8 protein-coding genes and 1 pseudogene are annotated in these 18,295 nt (G+C 59.7%); 5 read left to right on the forward strand and 4 right to left on the reverse strand.

All coding sequences use genetic code 11. From position 1 onward, the window contains the following. Positions 1-93 precede the first annotated feature (93 nt). From B3N48_RS26980 to B3N48_RS22710, 4 genes and pseudogenes are all read left to right on the forward strand, one after another. Positions 94-696 (forward strand): annotated as a pseudogene (locus tag B3N48_RS26980) (methyl-accepting chemotaxis protein); the annotation flags it as partial. Between the two features lie 360 nt (positions 697-1,056). Beyond that, positions 1,057-9,777 carry an RHS repeat-associated core domain-containing protein gene (locus B3N48_RS22700; RefSeq protein ID WP_296187531.1) on the forward strand — a complete coding sequence of 2,907 codons (8,721 nt, stop codon included), beginning with the start codon at positions 1,057-1,059 and terminating at the stop codon, positions 9,775-9,777. 89 nt (positions 9,778-9,866) lie between these two features. Next, the gene (locus B3N48_RS22705) at positions 9,867-10,112 is read left to right on the forward strand and encodes a hypothetical protein (protein WP_296187533.1); all 246 of its coding nucleotides are present in this window, start codon (positions 9,867-9,869) and stop codon (positions 10,110-10,112) included. Positions 10,113-10,283: 171 nt separating this feature from the next. Then, positions 10,284-11,105 (forward strand): alpha/beta fold hydrolase, encoded by an 822-nt coding sequence (locus B3N48_RS22710; RefSeq protein WP_296187535.1) that lies wholly within the window; start codon positions 10,284-10,286, stop codon positions 11,103-11,105. A gap of 113 nt (positions 11,106-11,218) precedes the next feature. Here the strand turns inward: B3N48_RS22710 and B3N48_RS22715 are convergent, their stop codons facing one another. Next, positions 11,219-11,716 (reverse strand): TolC family protein, encoded by a 498-nt coding sequence (locus tag B3N48_RS22715; protein WP_296187536.1) that lies wholly within the window; start codon positions 11,714-11,716, stop codon positions 11,219-11,221. A gap of 185 nt (positions 11,717-11,901) precedes the next feature. Between B3N48_RS22715 and B3N48_RS22720 the strand changes: the two genes are divergently transcribed. Further along, positions 11,902-12,231 (forward strand): thioredoxin family protein, encoded by a 330-nt coding sequence (locus B3N48_RS22720; RefSeq protein WP_296187538.1) that lies wholly within the window; start codon positions 11,902-11,904, stop codon positions 12,229-12,231. Between the two features lie 158 nt (positions 12,232-12,389). On the opposite strand, the gene B3N48_RS22725 is transcribed toward B3N48_RS22720, so the two are convergent. Genes B3N48_RS22725 through mexE form a run of 3 tightly spaced genes read right to left on the reverse strand, consistent with a single transcriptional unit; the run spans position 12,390 to position 18,235 of the window. After that, positions 12,390-13,787: an efflux transporter outer membrane subunit gene (locus B3N48_RS22725; protein ID WP_296187540.1), complete on the reverse strand. Its 1,398-nt coding sequence runs from the start codon at positions 13,785-13,787 to the stop codon at positions 12,390-12,392. Then, entirely contained in the window at positions 13,787-16,978 is a 3,192-nt protein-coding gene (locus B3N48_RS22730) for an efflux RND transporter permease subunit (protein WP_296187542.1), read from the reverse strand. Before B3N48_RS22730 ends, B3N48_RS22725 begins: the two co-directional genes overlap by 1 nt. Before the next feature lie 15 nt (positions 16,979-16,993). Next, a complete protein-coding gene (mexE, locus tag B3N48_RS22735) occupies positions 16,994-18,235 on the reverse strand; it encodes a multidrug efflux RND transporter periplasmic adaptor subunit MexE (protein WP_296187543.1) in 1,242 nt (413 codons plus the stop codon). Positions 18,236-18,295 lie beyond the last annotated feature (60 nt).

Here is an 18,295-nt window from a genome sequence, read left to right on the forward strand (position 1 = left end):
GCCAACGAAGTCGCCCACAACACCACGGACTGCTCCGACACCGCCCGACGCTCGCTGGGCGAGGCGCAGAAGAGTCAGGATCAGGTCAACAGCAACAGCCAGTTCATCGAAGCGCTGGCAACGGACATTTCCGGCGCTGCAGGGGCCATCACCCAGCTGGGCGACGACATCGAGCGCGTGGGCAGCGTACTCGAGGTGATCAAGTCGATTTCCCAGCAGACCAACCTGTTGGCCCTCAACGCCGCCATCGAAGCGGCGCGCGCGGGTGAGCAAGGGCGCGGCTTTGCGGTCGTGGCCGACGAGGTACGCACTCTCGCGGGCAGAACCCAGTCCTCGGCCAACGAGATTCAGGACATGATTTCGCAGCTGCGTCAGGCGTCCAGCTCGGCGGTCTCGACCATGCAGACCGGCGCCGAACGCACCCGCGAGTCCGTGCAACAGGCGGTCGCCGTGGCCGCAACCCTGGGCACCACGGTCTACAGCTTCGACGACATCGTCCAGCGCGCCCATCAGATTGCCGTGGCCGCACAAGAGCAGAGTCACGTCACCCACGAGATCAATGAACTGGCGGTACGCATCCACGCCTCCAGCGAACAGGGCGCACGGGATGCCAGCACCTTGCGTGAACTGGGCAAGGGTATGCAGTCCATTTCCACGCGTCTTGGCGCGTTGAGTCGGGCAGAGCGCCGGGGGTGATGCTCCTTCGGATTGAACCGACATCTGTGTAGCAGCACGGCTTGCCGGCGGCAGCTCATTCAAAACCGCCATCGCCGGCCAACGGAACGCCGCTTGGCCGGATTGCTACAGAACCGCTTGTCACTTTGTTTGTGATTGTGCCCTTCGTCCATCATCGGCTGACTACACTTTTCAAACGAGGCCTATTTTCCGGCCCATACCTTTCAGTTTTGCCCGGTGCGTAACAGCAGCGTGCGCAATGTCTTCTGAAGATATCAAACCCATTTGAGTACGCAGTTCGTTCATTTTGACTGCGGATGTACCTGCGTGCGCGATTAATGGACCTATTGGAAGGCTACAACGTTTCAGAGGACTGCCAGGATGGCTTACACACAGCGCGACATTAGTAAGTATCTGAAAAGGGGCGAATCCATTATTTTGAATGGTATTCAATACGTTTATATTTATGCTGACCAGTATACTGTTAAAGTCTCCCCGTCGGGGCAGAGCGATTATGTCTATTTCAACTATCGCGAGGTTAAATCGATTGTCGAAATCGATATAAGAAAAAGTGTAGAGTCCACGCTACTTAGCTTGCTTCTAGGCGCTGGAGGCGTTGAAATTGCAAAGCCGGATAAAACATCGGTGGCAACTGACAATAGGCCGTTGCTGCTCGAAACATCGCAAGGAGAGTATTTTTTTGGGGAAGAGAAAGGGGTTGATCACCGGATTAAAAAAGATTTCAGTGGCAGCTCGGCTTACTTTCTTTATTTGAGCCCGACCGAGTCAAGCCGCAAAGCTTACGATTCACTGTTGGCTCTGCTTCCACAGCTGGAAATTGTCCGTTACGTGAATAAGCGCGATAACGAAAAGGACAAAGACGCCAATGAATTCCTGCTGGATGAAGTCGAGCATCTGTACGACCTGCAAGGCGTCGACCTCAACGATCTTGTCTCCGCCATCGATGCTGCAAAGTCGGCGGACCAGGTTGACGCCAAGCTCAAAGCTGAAGCCGAGGCCAGCCCTGAAGCCGTTGCAGGCTCTGCAGTCGACCGGCTAACAGTCCAACCTTTCGCCGTTCCCTACCTGATCACCACCCAACCCGACGGCTACCTGCCGGACATGACCGACTTCACACTGAAGCGTGAAGGAAGCGTCGACGACGGCTGGTATAGCACAGTGCCCATCAAGGGCGACCGATCGCTGAAGGCCGGGGAGACGCTGAGCGCGTTTCTGGTGAATCGTCGTGACGGCGAAATCAGCCGTGTCGACTGGTCTGCCCCGAAGGGAAAACTGGAACCGGAGAAATGGCCTGATGCGTTCGCTCGACACATAGCCAGCCAGGACGTGGCAATGACTGCCGGCATTTGGGACGAGAAGGATGCCTTTTCGACCGAAGTTGACCCGTGCGGCGCCACCAACCCATTACGCCTCTGGAGCCATGCCAAATACCGCGCCTTCACCAACGCGCCCTTCGCTGCCAACCTGATTCAGGTGCTGGCGTGCAATGACGACTTCTCATTGGCTGCCGGACAAACCCTCTGCCTGCAAGTGCGTGATCTGAAGACGCAGGCGCTGTTCGAGCAGCATTTCTTTCACATGGCCGACAAGTCCAAGGAAAGTTGGTCGAAACCGCTGTGCGAGCAGATCAATCGTGACAGTCGCCTGCTGCGGGCGGGTGTCCTGAACAATGACTGTCAGGTCGTACCTACTGACAGCGGCAACGCCTTCTGGGGGCCACAATGTGCAGAATTGAGCGTAACGCTGACACTGGCCAACTGGTGGAAAAGTCGCGAGGTGGACGGGACACAAGCGTTGCATGAAGGCGCCATGTTGCATGTCTGGGTCTTTGATGCGTTCTCCCACCGTCGGCTGGCTCAGCATACATGGACCCCGAGTGCCGTCCAGCGAGGCGATGGGAAGTGGCTCTCTTCGTGGGCCAACGCCCTGAATACCTCTGAAGTGTCGCCTTATCTGCGCGCCAGTATCGCGTCTCCCTCTGACAAGAACCTCGATATCCTGCAGACCGACAGCGTTGGGCTCTGGCACCGCGGTGATGGGCTGCGCATCTTCACCTCCCTGTCTGACACCGAGAGCGAATCGGTGGCAGGCACGCTCAAGTTGCCTCAAGGATCGGAGGCGACGGATGACTTGCAAGTGACCGTGCGCCATCCGTTCAGCGGGCAGGTGCTGCATCACGCGGTGTTCACGCCTAAGGCAAACGGTGTCAGTGCGCCCGATCCAAAGTCCTGGCGGGCTGTGCTGATCGCCTTTCTCAAGGATCAGGCCTGGCCCGAGCTGCAGTTCGTCAACCCGACGCAGGACGACGCCGACGTCCGGATACCGCGCTTTTGCGAACTGCAGATCGAGATCGACCCCGTTGACGACGATGCTGTGCTTGCAGCCGTAGCAGCTGCCATACCCAAGGTGACGACCGTCCCCGGGGTCGGTTCATTTGAGGTTATCGCTGGTGCTCATGTTGGCGAGCTGGCGTTTCGTTTGAGTCGCGCGGCATTTGACGAGGGACTTCGGGTCGCCGCTTGTGTGCCACTTGCGTCGGGTGAGGACGTGGCATGGCCGGTCTCAGTGACGGCCGACAAAGTCATCTGGGGGGCGCGTACCAGATCATGCACTTATAAAGTGACGCTGGATTGCCCAGAAAAACCCCTCAGTGAGCAGCAGAGGAAAGAGAAAAAACAAAAAGAGAACGCGCAAAAAGACAAGGCCGCAAAAGAGAAACAGATCATCGGCCATCTCGGCGTTTTCAGCGAAACGCAATTCTGGCAAGCATCGCAGAAGGTCGAGTACATCCCGCCTGACGATCTGGCGTATTACGAACCGACAAGCCTGCTCTGCGAGGACTACGGCAACACCGAGCGCTCGGAAATCTTCGACACCCTCGGGCAGGGCGAAAGCGGCGTGGACCCGCGTACCGGCCTGTTCCACGCTCATTATCCGGTCGCGACGCTGCAAGGCCGCAACGGCCTCGGCCCGATCTGTGACCTGACGCTGCATTACTCGGCGTTGCGCGGCAACGAGGCGGGGCTTGGCGATGGCTGGGCCTGGCGTTTTTCCAGCCTGGATGTGCGTGACCGTTGCCTGACGCTGGCCAATGGCGTGCGAATCACCTTCACCTCTGATGAGTGGAAGGCCCTTGGCGACGGAAAACTGCGGAAGAAGAAACACTGCGCAGTACGATCCAACAAGGATTACAGCGAATTCATCCTTGACCTGCCCAGTGGTCGCCGGGAGGTGCTGAGCACACCACAGACGATGCCCATCGAGGACATTGCCAAACTGGACGAAAAGTACATCCACCAGTGGTTCGCGCTGAGAATGATCAGTACCGACGAGCGTGATGAACTGATCAAACGACGCGCGGCTGCCCGCAATGAGTTGGAGCATAATGCCGCGTTTGTCGACCACATCATCAAACTGCTCGAGGCCATCAAGGAAAAAAGCAAACCGAAATTTCCTTCAACCCCCAGTCACTGGACCCAATCGGCGCTGCTCATTGTTTCGCCTGCGGCCTATTACATCGGCGCCAAGCTCGATTACGACGAAGCCGTCAAGGCTTGGGAAAAGCACGGCAAAACCAAAGAGTTGGACGAGCGTATTGCTTATTACAAACGGCCCTTCGTGCAGTTGTTGCCTTCCAGAATCGTCTCGCTGTATGGCGAAACCCTGGCGCTGGAGTGGAAGCGCCAGAAAGGGCAGTTTTTGCTGATGGGCATCAAGAGCGGGGATGAGGTGCTGTTCACCGCTGAATACCCGAGCGTTGCGCTCCATGAAGGGGATGCACAGGTCAACATGCAGGTCTGGCCGCAGACCGATGAGGGCTTCGAGGTCAAGCTGGAGCTGGAGGAGTGTCTGTTACGCACCCTCACACGCGCGCAGGTAAACCCAAAAGACAAAACAAAAAAGCAGATCGTCCAGCAGGTCACCTGTGGCTATGCCGACGACCCGACTCTGGACCGCGTACTGTGCCGGTTGACCGAGCTCGATGGTTCGGTCGAGTGCGTGCAGTACCGCCCAGGCGTTCGCCCGAAAAGCGGCAGGCCCCTTTGGCCTCAGGCTGTACTGCATGCGTTGATCCCCGGTGACGGGCAAGAGAACCAACTGACGACTTACCGCTACACCGGTCGTCTGCTGGATACATCCGATGTGTTGTACATCGTTGAAGGTGAGCGCGGTGCCCACGGGGCTCGCGAGCACCACCTGCTGGTGTTCAGTCAGGACGAGCGGTCACAACGCCAGGAGCTGCTGGCGGGCGCGGCGTCAGTTGATAGCCAATGGCTGGAGTTCAAGGCACGGCTACCGGCCAAGGCTGAGACCAGCGAGGTGACGAAGGAAAAGGACAAGGATGGAAACCCCATCGTGAAGATCACCCCACGGCAACTGGCCCGCAGTGAAGTCCTTCGCTACACGGGTTTCGGGGATGATCTGGTCCAGGCCATTGACCAGATCAAACTGGTGGCCAAAGCGGATAAAGTGGTGGTGGCCTGGGGCGATGAACGGGTCCCGTATCACCGGGAGATTGTCGAACTGCTCTGGCGTCCCGGCCGGGGAAACCGGACACGCGTGATCCGCTCCATCAAGGCACTGCTGCAAGTCTGCCCGGCTTCGCAGCGTCCGACACAGGGCCAAAGCTATGACAGGCATGTCACGCTGGAGAATGACGACGGCCTGCCCATCGAACTGATCACGCTGGACGATGGCTTTCGGCGCAATGCCTATTACCCGGCGCAGGGTGGGGACAACATTGTCAGCGCCAAGGTGTTAAATGGTTTGGAGGGCGTATCCGGTGTGCCGCAACTGAGCTGTCCGAAGCTGCCTGATCATGTCGTGCCCCCACTGATGGCCGAGTATCAATATGACGTTTTCGGCCACTCGCTGGGGCTGAAGCTCTTTGGCTACCGCGCAGTAGAGCGTGATGGCAGGACATTGCTCGAGCTCGAGCGGCAGGTGGTGATTGAAGGGGTCGGGGTCAAGGGGCATTTCGACGGGCAGCTATCCAGCAGCACTGAGTGGGAGAAGACCGCCGATGAGGTGCTCTGGCGTGAGCGCATCACCAGTGTCTCGCCCGCGGACCCCAAAGCGACGCCCAGCGGTGAGAGTAAGGTCAGGGAGTGGAGCATCAGCGATAGGCAGGTGGCGCATTTGGGCAAAGAAGCCTTCTGGCTTGAGACCATGCGTACGTGCGAAGACAACCCGAACAATTCATTCATCGTGGTGCGTACGGTTTCGAAAACACAGGCGGGCAGCGAGCCGATCAGTACCGAGCATTGTTCCCGTTACAGCCAGCGTTGCCTGTCGCGCATTGAGGACGGCATCGAGACGACTTGGGGCTACGACGCTGTCGGGCGTGTGGTTGATGAGGCGCAGTATCGGCTCAAGCCCGGCAAGAAAAACCGGGGCGATGACCAGAAAGCCGATAGGCGCACCCAGACTGAATATTCCGAGAATGGAAAGCTGGTGACTCAACGTTACGACAATGGTGACAAGACCCTTGCTTATCTGGATGGCTTGCAGCGCACCTGGCGCAGTGAGTGGCGCAGGGATGGCTCCAAGGTTTATTTGCCGTTGTATGAATGTGCGCTACTGGGGCTGGATGAGTCGCAGGTGCTGGGGAGTTTAGAGTGGGATTATTTGCCGGGTGGGCAGGTAGTTATCAAGCGAGATCAGGTGCAGTTGCAGGAGGGGAGGCAGCCTTGGGTGGCGGCGCAGAAACTTCCAGAGACCGAAAAATCCGGCGACGAGAGTCGTATTTTGAAAAATAGGTCTGAACAAAGTTTCGAAATTTCATACAGGGGTATTAGTAAAGCTCACAACGACTTCGCCGCAAAGTTGTTGTCCAGGTTCGAATATATAGCTCAGCTTAAAGGAGGGGGGGATTCCGAGAGGGAGTTGCCAAACGGTTTGATCAGAGGTGTAAACAAGAGGGTAGCGAAAGAGAAAAGGTTAGCGCGTTTGATTAATGGTGTTGTCGTGCATGTAGTTCAGGTTTTTGAGATTGGCGTCATAAATATAGTAAAGCTTTTGAAGTTTGCTCAAGGTTTGGCTGGATATAAAGGTAGCGTAGGCATCCCTTCTAATATTACTCAGTCCGGCAGTGAACCGTACTACGTACTTAGGAATGGGCGTTTGCGGCTAGAGAAGATATGGGTTAGGAAGGATGAACTGGATGCTGCGCCTGATATGGAAAATCTAGAGCCATGGCAATTTGAGGCATTTATTGATCACGATTCGGCTCCAAAAACGCGTGCGAGCTTTACGTGGTTTCGTTTAGACCAAGCCTGTACTTCAAAAGTTGTTTCCAGCACAGAAACTCACTTGAACGAAGAGCAAGGCCTCGCCCACCAGCGCCTCTCCCAACACACCACCGAGTACCTCACCAAAACCAACGGCACTTTCGAACGCACCCAAACCCTCTCCGACGGCACCGGTCAGCAGCAACTAAAACTGACCCAGCTTCTGGATACGAACGGCCGGGTGGTCAGCAGCGAGCGCGTCGTCGATAACGAAACCCGTACCTATACATTCGAGCGCGACGCCCTTGGCCGCGTCACCAAAATTACCCGCCCCGACAAAACCCTCATCGAACGCACCTACCACGGCTTCAGCAACCAGATCACCGAACTCAAGGTCGGCGGCAAGGTTGTCGCCACTCAGACCATGGTCAACGATTCCACCTTGAAATCGCGCAAGGTCGGCAGCCGAACGTACACCTTCGACGACGACACCGTGACCCTTCCGGACAAGACCAAGCTGCAGACACAAGTCGATGCGGCAGGGGTTCAATGGGGCGCGGGTGACAGCACGGTCGCCAGCCTGACGCGCAATGAGGGCGTCACCAGCGTCACATCGGGCGGCAGCGCAACCGACACATGGAAGCACAGCTTTATCCAGCCGAGCCTGCCGGGTCGCCGCAAGGAAACGCAAAGCACCCCGCGGGGCGTGTCAAAAAGTGTGGAGTGGCAAAGCCTGCGGGGCAATACCGTGGCGTCGCTGCGCGCCGATGGCCATCTGCAGCGCGCCTTCGCCGATCACGAGGGGCGCGTCCTGCGCACCTGTCAGGAACACGAGGACGTCGCCTACCGCTACGACCCGCTAGGCCAACTGCAGTCGCGGCAGGTCCAGGCCCTGAAGGCCGGTGAGCAATGGCAGGTGCTCAGCGAGCACGACGGTTTTGGCCAGGAGGTGACGCGAACCTTCCTGCTCAACGGCGCGCCACGCTTCGAGCATCGCATGACCTGGCGGGGCGACGGTCGGCTGGCGAGCAAGGCCAGTTACGAGGCTGGCGTGCTCAGGTCCACCGAACGTTTCAGCTACGACCTGCTCGATCGCCTTGAGCGCTATACCTGCGAAGCCGAGAAGGCTGAATATTGCCCCAAAGACGCTGAAGGAAAAGCGGTCAAGGCACAGGTCTTCGTATGGGACGCCTTGGACAATCTCGTCAGTTGCGTGACCACCGGCTTCGATGGTTCAGACCTGACCCGGGCATTCAGCTATGACGCAAAAGACCCGACGCGCATGACCAAGGCCCAGCGCGGTGCCCAGTCTGAAAACCTGACATGGAGCAGCAATGGCTACCTTGAGGCTGCTGAAGCTCAGGGTCCTAAATTCGCCTACAACGCTTGCGGCCAGTTGAGCAAGGTCAGCGACGCCAGTAAGGAACTGCTGGCTAGCTACGAGTACGACGGTTATCAACGCCTGGCGGCGCAATACGTCAAGCAGGACGAAACCACCCGGGAACTGCGCTACGACGGCGACGAACTGATCGGCGAGATCTGGTTTGACAAAAACCGCGCCGTCACCCGCCGCACCAGCGTCTCGGCGGGGCTGGCCGAGTACGACGGTGAAGAAGTGCGCTGGCTGATCGACGACCCACAGGTGGGCATCGCCGGACAAATCAAGGGCGGTGAAATCAGCCTTGCGCCGCTGTTGCCTTTCGGCGAGGGCGCCGCGCTGGATGAAGTGGTGGTGGGCTATAACGGCATGCGCCGCGACCCGGTCACCGGGCAATATCATGCCGGCAATGGCTACCGCAGCTACGACCCGACGCTGTGCCGTTATGCCCAACCGGACTGGCTGGCGCCGGTGGGTGAGGGCGGTATCAATCCCTATCAGCACTGTCCGGACCCGGTCAACCTGCACGACCCCAGCGGCGCAATCATGCTCAGCCGCTGGGAGCAGCAACGAGACATGCAGGACCTGGAGCAGGAGCTCAAGGACACCCAAGCTATGGAGGTCGGTGGCAAGTGGCGTGGTTTGGCCTTGTCGTTGGTACTCACGGTGGTTGGCGTCGCGGCCACAGTGTTCTCCGGGGGCACGGCTGCGGTTTGGCTGTTTGCCGCGCTGACCGCGCTGAGTGTCGCCTCGTTTGGGCTGGAGGTGGCGTCGGTGCTGACGGCAGACTCGAACCCGGAACTCTCCAAGAGGCTGGGGATCGCCTCCATGGCCACAGGAATATTGTCCGCGGCCTGCTTCATGGGAACCGTTAAAGCAGGTCTCAGCCTGCTCAAACAGACGATTCGCGCGGTCGGTCGGGTGGCGCGTTATGTAGGGCGTGGAGCCAAAGCACTTGGTCGCGGTGTTGTCCGACTCCTCAAAAGCCAGAGAAGCGCTGCCAGCATCGCCAAAGGCGCGCTGGGTGCCCTGCCGCGCTCCACTTGGGGGATGCGGCTGCGCACCGCGACGCGCACAGCGATGCGCACCGTCTTTCGCGAAGTGGATGATTTCTTCGGCGCTCCTGCACCGCTCCAGCCGATGCCCACCTACGAACGAAGCGGCTGGTTAGGCAAACTGATGAGTGCCTGGGACGGCCCGGACCCTACCAAATTGACAGGGCGTCCGGCCCGGCTCTACGCGTGGGCCAATCAGTCGCGTTTTGTCTCGGTCAATGAACTGGGAGGGCTGGCCATCGAGGCCAATATCCTGCGAGGGACGGCTGAGTCCTCACGCGCGTTGGCACAAGGGGACGACTCTTCGTCCATCAGCGTGCAGGCGCGTGCCAGTCTTCGTACCAATAACAAGCCTTACAGACCACGAAAAGTTACGCCTCGGTACGACCTCAGGAGGGTACTGGGATTGAGCGGCTGAGGCCTTGTCATTCACAGCCGACAGCAACTTAGCGGCCATTGCTGCCGGGGTATTCACAGGGCTGCATTAACCAACGAAAGGTGATGATCATGAGTCAATTCACAGGGAAAGTGGTGAGCATTGGCGAAGGTGAGGACAAAGAGCAATTTGGCTGGATTGAATACACCCCGAAGGAAGACGACCCCGAGAATGATGATGAAGATCAGATTTACTTCATGGAAACTGATGTGGTCGGAGCGTTTCCGAGCGCAAAGGCAGAGGTGACGTTTATCCGAGAGGACTTTCCTGACAAACCAGGTCGATACATCGCCAGAAAAGTGACGATCAAGAAATAGCCAGCAGGAAGGCGTGACAGGCCAGCCATGACGTCGGCCAGTCATCCTCCAGATTGCTGCGAAAAGGCTGTACCGAGCACGCCATTCAAACCAGCACATTTTTACAATTCACAACCGCACACCGGGGCTACGCTGAATCTGCCCTGCACCTTTCCCGGAGATTGCGCCCCCATGTCCATCCTGACCCTGAAAGACGGCACCGAGCTTTTCTACAAGGATTGGGGCACCGGTCAGCCCATCGTGTTTTCCCACGGCTGGCCACTGGACGGCGATGCATGGGACGCGCAGATGCTGTTCCTCGGCCAGAAAGGCTACCGCGTGATCGCCCACGACCGTCGCGGCCACGGGCGTTCCGGGCAGACCTGGGAAGGCAACGACATGGACACCTACGCCGACGACCTGGCGCAGCTGTTCGAAGCCCTGGACCTGAACGACGTGATCATGATCGGTCACTCCACCGGTGGTGGCGAAGTGGCGCGTTACATCGGTCGTCATGGCTCCTCCCGCGTGGCCAAGGCCGTGCTGATTGGCGCTGTGCCGCCGATCATGCTCAAGACTGCCGCCAACCCGGAAGGCCTGCCCATCGAGGTGTTCGATGGCATTCGCGCAGGCTTCGTCGCTGACCGTTCGCAGTTCTTCAAGGATCTGGCCGTACCGTTCTTCGGCTTCAACCGCGATGGCGTGAATACCTCCCAGGGCGCGATCGATTCGTTCTGGTCCATCGGCATGCTCGGCAGCATCAAGGGCGAGTACGACTGCATCAAGGCGTTCTCTGAAACCGACTTCACTGAAGACCTGAAAAAGATCGACGTGCCGACCTTAATTCTGCACGGCGACGACGACCAGATCGTGCCGCTGGTGGCGTCCGGGCAGAAAAGCCACGCGCTGGTGAAAGGCTCGACGCTGCACCTGGTCAAGGGCGGTTCCCACGGCATGTGCACGGTGCAGGCGGATGAGGTCAACGAGATTTTGTTAGGGTTCATCAAGGGCTGATTGCGAGCCATGCACACTCTGGGACGAATGCGGTGGGTCAGTCGGTAAATCCGTTTCTGACACTGCTCATTCGCCCGCAAGCCGGCTCCCACAGGTTCTGCGGGACCGGACTCTCAGCGTTTCACCACATCGGATTTCGCGCTTTGCGGCCAGCCGCCACCCAATGCCCGGAAGGTCGACACCGCCGCTCTTGCATCATTGGCATGCAACTGCGCCAACTGATCCCGCGACACCAGCAGTTGCCGATCCTCATCCAGCACTTCCACCAGGCTGATCGCGCCGCCTTTGTACGCGTCCTGCGCGGCATCCCGTGCGGTCTGGTGCGCGGCGACTTCCTGATCGACTTCCATGCGCTGCTGCTCCAGTTGCACCAGTGTGACGATGGCGTTCTCGACATCTTCGGTGGCCTTCAGCATCACTTGCCGATAGTCGGCCAACGCCTCGGCATTGGCGCCTTTGGCCTGGGCGACTTGCGCATCGACCCGACCGAAGTCGAACAGCCGCCAGCGCAGCCCGACTATTGCCTGAGGTTGAAACGCCGACGCGCTGAACAGTTGGCCGCTGTGCGCGGTGTCGAACCCCAGCAAGCCGGACAGCGAGATGTGGGGCAAAGCTTTTCTTCTGCATGGTCCTTGCCTCCGGGACTTCAAAGGACAGTGCAGCTGGAAATTGTGGACATAATCCAACCAAGTAACTTTCATCATGCAAGTCACTCCTCTAATGGAAGTGTTAGGCGGCGTGGAGCGGGATGCTCGGCGCAGGGTTACACTGCCCGAAACATCAACGGAGAAGGGTCATGTCTGAAGCGCTTTATCTGCCCGAAACCCTGACCCGTGCCGACGTGGACGCGCTGCCCGGCGTTGCTGTCGTGGAGTTCGGCACGAATGGGTGCGGGCACTGCCAGGCGGCGCAACCGCTGATCAGTGAAGTCGTGGCCGATTATCCGCAGGTGCGGAGGATTAAGGTCGAGGATGGCAGCGGACGAAAATTGGGACGTTCGTTCAGGGTGAAAATGTGGCCAACCCTGGTGTTCATCCGTGGCGGCCAGGAAGTGGCGCGGCTCGTACGGCCAACCCGTGCGAGTGATATCGAAGAAGCATTCGATGCAGCGACGCGACAGGGCTGACTCGACGCCTGGCCGACAGCTCGCCCGCCCCATACCGGGCCGCCACGCTTGATCCGGAAGCTGCCGAAAGGCCCCTGGCGTCGGACACAAAAAAGCCCCGAACTTTGTGGGTCCGGGGCTTTGGGCGGGCGACAGGTACGCCGTCCCGCCGACAGTCATCAGGCGTTAGGTTGCCATCCGCCGCCCAGTGCTTTGTAGATGGCGACGATCCCGCGATACAACTCGATTTCGGCCTGAGCCTGAGTGTCCTCAGCTGCCAGACGCTCACGTTCGGCATCGAGCAGGACGAGGAAGTCAGCGGTGCCTTCTTTGTACTGGATGCTCGCCAGGTTTGCCGCTGAACGGCTCGCCTCGCTCTGACGCACCAGCGACACCAGGCGCTGCTGACGCTTGTCGTAATCGCTGAACGCGTTGTCGGCTTCCTCCAACGCGAGCAACACTTGCTGCTCATAGTTGGCCAGGGCGCCCTCGGCGTCAGCATTGGCGCCTCGGATACGCGCTCTCACGCTGCCGAGATCAAACGCCGCCCAGGTGATGCTCGGACCGAGGCCCCAGGCCTGCGCCGCGCTTGAGCCGATCTGCGAACCTCGGCTGGCGGTGAAGCCCAGGAAGCCGCTGAGGCTGACCCGTGGGAACAGGTCGGCGGTCTGCACACCGATGCGCGCGGTCTGCGCCGCCAGTTGCCGCTCGGCACTGCGCACGTCAGGGCGATTTTCCAGCAGCTTGGTCGGGTCACCGATCGGCAATGCCTTGGAAATCGCCGGTAGTTTGGCCGGGGCCAGGTTCACGGTCATGGCATCCGGGCGCTCGCCCAGCAGCGTGGCAATGCGATTGCGCTCACGTACCTGTTCGGCCTGCAGTTGCGGAATGGTCGCTTCTACGGCGGCATAACGCGCGTCGGCCCGGACGACGTCGATTTCGTTGCCGACGCCTTCATCGCGCAGTTGACGCGTTACGTCGCGGGAGTTCTGCTGATTTTTCAGGTTGTCCCGCGCAATATTCTCGCGCAATTGCGCGCCGCGCAGTTGACCGTAGGCATCCACCAGCTCAGCGATCATCGTCACTTGCAGCTGATACAGATTGGCCTCGGCCACCTGCTGGTCAGCATCGCTGGCTTCCAGTTCGCGCTGGATACGACCGAACAGATCGATCTCCCAGGCCATGTCCAGGCCCAGGTCGTAGCGTTCCTGATTCACCCGGTGCTCGGTTTCACCCGGCACCTGAGACCGACCGATCTCGCTGCTGGCGCGGCTGGTCACGATCGGCATGGCGTCGTTGCTGATGTCGTCGCGAATGGCACGCGCGGCTTTCAAGCGGGCGAAGGAAACCCGCAGTTCACGGTTGCCTTGCAGCGATTGCGCCACCAGCTGGTTCAGGGTCGGGTCTTCGAACTGCTGCCACCAGAGGGTCTCGGTGCGGCTGCGGTCGTAGCTGCCCTGTGCGGCGGCCTGGATATTGGCCGCTGCGGTGTCCGGCTTCTCGTAGTCCGGGCCGACGGCGCAGGCCGCTAGCGCCAGGACCAACAGGCTCGGCAGGAAGAGTTTTGCAGCCTTCATCAATGAGCCTCCGGAGCGATAGTCTGAACGCGTTGAGCCTTGGCTGCCTTGCGCGCTTCTTTGCGTCCCACGTAATTACGAATCAGCACATAAAACACAGGGGTCAGCAGCAGACCGAAGAAGGTCACGCCGAGCATCCCGGAGAACACCGCCACACCCATGGCATGACGCATCTCGGCACCGGCACCGCTCGACAGCACCAACGGCACGACACCCATGATGAACGCGAAGGAGGTCATCAGGATCGGGCGCAGACGCAGGCGGCAGGCTTCCAGTACGGCCTCCAGCGGGGTCTTGCCTTTTTCCTGTTCGTCCTTGGCGAACTCGACGATAAGGATCGCGTTCTTGCACGCCAGACCCACCAGTACGATCAGGCCGATCTGGGTGAAGATGTTGTTGTCGCTACCGGCGATGATGACCCCGGCAATGGCCGAGAGCAGGGTCATCGGCACGATCAGGATCACCGCCAGCGGCAGGCTCCAGCTTTCATACAGCGCCGCCAACACCAGGAACGCCAACAGCACGCAGAGCGGGAAGACCAGCAGCGCGGTATTGCCCGAGAGGATCTGTTGGTAGGTCAGGTCGGTCCACTCGTAGGTCATGCCGTTCGGCAGTTCCTGCTTGAGCAATTTCTCCATCGCCGCCTGTGCCTGGCCAGAGCTGAAGCCTGGACCGGCCGCACCGTTGATCTCGGCCGTGATGAAGCCGTTGTAGTGCATCACGCGGTCCGGGCCGGACGTGTTGGTGACATGCAGCAGGGTCGCCAGCGGAATCATCTCGCCCAGGTTGTTGCGCACTTTCAGCTGACCGATCTGCTCGGCATCCTGGCGGAACTGCTGTTCAGCCTGAACGTTGACCTGATAGGTGCGACCGAAACGGTTGAAGTCGTTGGCGTACAGCGAACCGAGATACACCTGCAGGGTGTCGAAGATGTCGCTGATGGCCACGCCATGGGTCTTGGCTTTCTCGCGGTCAATGGCGGCATCGACCTGCGGCACGTTCACGGTGTAGCTGGTGAACAGGGCGGCCAATTCCGGCACGCTGCGGCTCTTGCCGATAACGTTCATCGTCTCTTTATAAAGCTCGTCGTAACCCAGGTTACCCCGGTCTTCGATCTGCAGCCGGAAACCACCGATCGTCCCCAGACCCTGTACCGGGGGCGGCGGGAAGATGGCCATGTAGGCTTCCTGAATCGACGCGTATTTGCCGTTCAATTCCCCGGCGATGGCGCCTGCCGATTCGCTGGCCAGCGTGCGCTCTTCGAAAGGCTTCAAGGTCACGAACACGATGCCGGAGTTCGGGCTGTTGGTGAACCCGTTGATCGACAGGCCCGGGAACGCCACCGCACTTTCCACACCGGGTTGTTTCAAGGCGATGTCGGACATGCGCTTGATCACGTCTTCGGTGCGGTCCAGGCTGGCGGCGTCCGGCAGTTGCGCGAAGGCGACCAGGTATTGCTTGTCTTGTTGAGGCACGAAGCCGGTCGGTGTGGTCGAGAAGCCGAGCCAGGTCAGGACGATCAGGCCCGCATACACCAAGAGCGCGACGCCGCTGACGCGAATGACCCGACCGACCGCGCCGACATACCCATTACTGGCCTTGACGAAAACGCGGTTGAACGGACGGAACAGCCAGCCACCCAACAGTTTGTCGAGAAATCGCGAGAAGCCGTCTTTCGGGGCGTCGTGGGCCTTGAGCAACACAGCGGCCAGTGCAGGCGACAGGGTCAGGGAGTTGAAGGCCGAGATCACCGTCGAAATGGCGATGGTCAACGCGAACTGTTTATAGAACTGACCCGTGAGGCCGGAGATGAACGCCGCCGGCACGAACACCGCACACAGCACCAGTGCCGTGGCGATGATCGGCCCCGTCACTTCGCGCATGGCAATCTGCGTGGCTTCCATCGGCTGATGGCCGAGTTCGATGTTTCGCTCGACGTTCTCCACCACCACGATAGCGTCGTCCACGACGATACCGATCGCCAGTACAAGGCCGAACAGCGACAGAGCGTTGAGGGAAAAACCGAACAGGTGCATGACCGCAAACGTACCGATCAGCGAGACCGGCACAGCGGCCAGCGGGATGATCGAGGCGCGCCAGGTCTGCAGGAACAGAATCACCACCAGCACCACGAGGATCAGCGCTTCGAAAAGGGTGTGAACCACCGCCTCGATGGAGCCGCGCACGAAGATCGTCGGGTCATAGACGATGCTGTAGTCCATGCCTTCCGGGAAACTCTTCTTCAGCAGTTCCATCTCATCGCGCACTTCGTTGGAAATGTCGATGGCGTTGGAACCTGGACGCTGGAAGATCGGGATCGCCACAGCCGGCTGGTTGTTCAACAGCGAACGCAGGGCGTACTGGCTGGAGCCGAGTTCGACACGGGCAATGTCGCGAACCCGGGTGATTTCGCCGTTTTCGCCGGCACGCACGATGATGTTTTCGAACTCTTCCTCGGTCACCAGACGACCTTGGGTGTTGATCGACATCTGGAAGCTGGTCGCGCTCGGGGAGGGCGGAGCACCCAGTTGACCGGCGGCCACCTGACGGTTCTGCTCGCGAATGGCGTTGACCACGTCGGTGGCGGTGATGTTACGTGAGGCGGTCTTGTTCGGGTCGAGCCAGACACGCAGCGAATAATCACCCATACCGAACAGCTGGACGTCACCGACACCGTTCAGACGCGCCAGCTCATCCTTGATGTTGAGCACCGCATAGTTGGACAGGTACAGCATGTCGTAACGCTGATCGGGGGACGTCAGGTGGACCACCATGGTCAGGTCTGGAGAGGCCTTGTCCACGGTGATACCGATGCGCGTCACTTCTTCCGGCAGCTTCGGTTCAGTCCGCGTCACACGGTTCTGTACCTGCACCTGCGCGGTGTCGAGGTTGGTGCCCAGCGCGAAGGTGATGGTCAGGGTCAACTTGCCGTCGGCGGTGGCTTGCGAGGACATGTACAGCATGTTCTCGACGCCGGTGATGGCCTGCTCCAGTGGGGCGGCGACGGTTTCACCGATGACTTTCGGGTTGGCGCCCGGGAAGTTGGCGCGCACGACCACGGTCGGCGGCACCACTTCCGGGTATTCGCTGATCGGAAGCTGGAACAGCGAGATGGCGCCGGCGATCAGGATCAACAGCGACAGCACCGCTGCGAAGATCGGGCGCGTGATAAAGAATTTAGAGAAATTCATCGAGAATAATGTCCCTTAACCGCGTGGCGTAGCAGTGGCAACTTTGGCATCCAGTTTCGACTGGGCCTTCGGCTGGTTGCTGGCATCAAGTGCCTGACGCTGTTGTTGCAGAGCAGCGAGCGTTTCGGCGCTGGCCATCGGGGTGTCTTGCGGATCGATGGGCGAGCCCGGACGCACGCGCTGCAGGCCGCTGACCACGATGCGGTCGTCTTTCTGCAAACCGCTGCGCACGATGCGCAGGCCTTCGAGTTTCGGGCCCAGGTCGACGTTGCGGTACGTGGCTTTGTTGTCCTTGTCGACCACCAGCACGAATTTCTTGCCCAGGTCGGTGCCCACGGCATCGTCCTTGATCAGCATGGCGGTGTAGGTACCGCTGCCGACCAGCTTGAGTCGGGCATACAGGCCAGGGGTATATTCGCCCTTGCTGTTGTCGAACACGGCGCGGCCACGGATGGTACCGGTGCGCGGGTTTACCTGGTTGTCGACGAAGTTCATCTGGCCCAGATGCGGGTTTTCCGCCTCATTGGACAAGCCCATGTACACCGGGCTGGTCGCGCCGCGTTTGCCGTCGCGGGCCAGTTGGTTGTACTTCAGGAACACGCGCTCGTCCGCGTCGAAATAGGCGTACACCTTGTCCGTCGAAACGAGGCTGGTGAGGATGCTCTGATCGGCGGTGACGATGTTGCCGGCGGTGATTTCCGCGCGGCTGACGCGACCGGTGATCGGCGCGGTCACGCGGGTAAAGCTCAGGTTCAGTTTCGCCAGATCGAGCTGGGCCTGGATGGCTGCCACGGCGGCTTTGGATTCCTGTGCGGTGGTGGTCCGCGAGTCTGCCAGTTCAGCGGAGATCGCATTGTTGGTGCGCAGACGCTCGCCACGTTGGGCTTCGTTGTTGCTGCGAACCGATGCGGCCTTGGCCTGTTGCAGTTGGGCTTCCAGGCGATGCACCTCGGCCTCGAACGGGCGAGGGTCAATCTGGAACAACAGATCACCCTTCTTCACCAGATCGCCATCGGTGAACGCCACCGAGTCGATCTGACCCGATACGCGAGGGCGAACCTGTACGGTTTCCGGGGCTTCCAGGCGTGCAGTGACCTCGTCCCATTCGTTGACGGGTTGTTCGAGGACCTTGGCCACATTGACCTTCGCCGCGGCCGGGGCCTGGGCCGCCGTCTCAGGGCCTTTGCCGCATGCGCTGAGCACCACCAGTGCCAACGCGGCAAGGGGATAGCGCAAAGGAGTAAGTGACTGAACCATGGGAAAATCCGCCGATGTTATTGAGATGGGCGGATTCTGTTCTCGGGGGTTCTATTGCAC

Source organism: Pseudomonas sp. UBA1879 (genome assembly GCF_002338065.1).
Lineage (GTDB): Bacteria > Pseudomonadota > Gammaproteobacteria > Pseudomonadales > Pseudomonadaceae > Aquipseudomonas.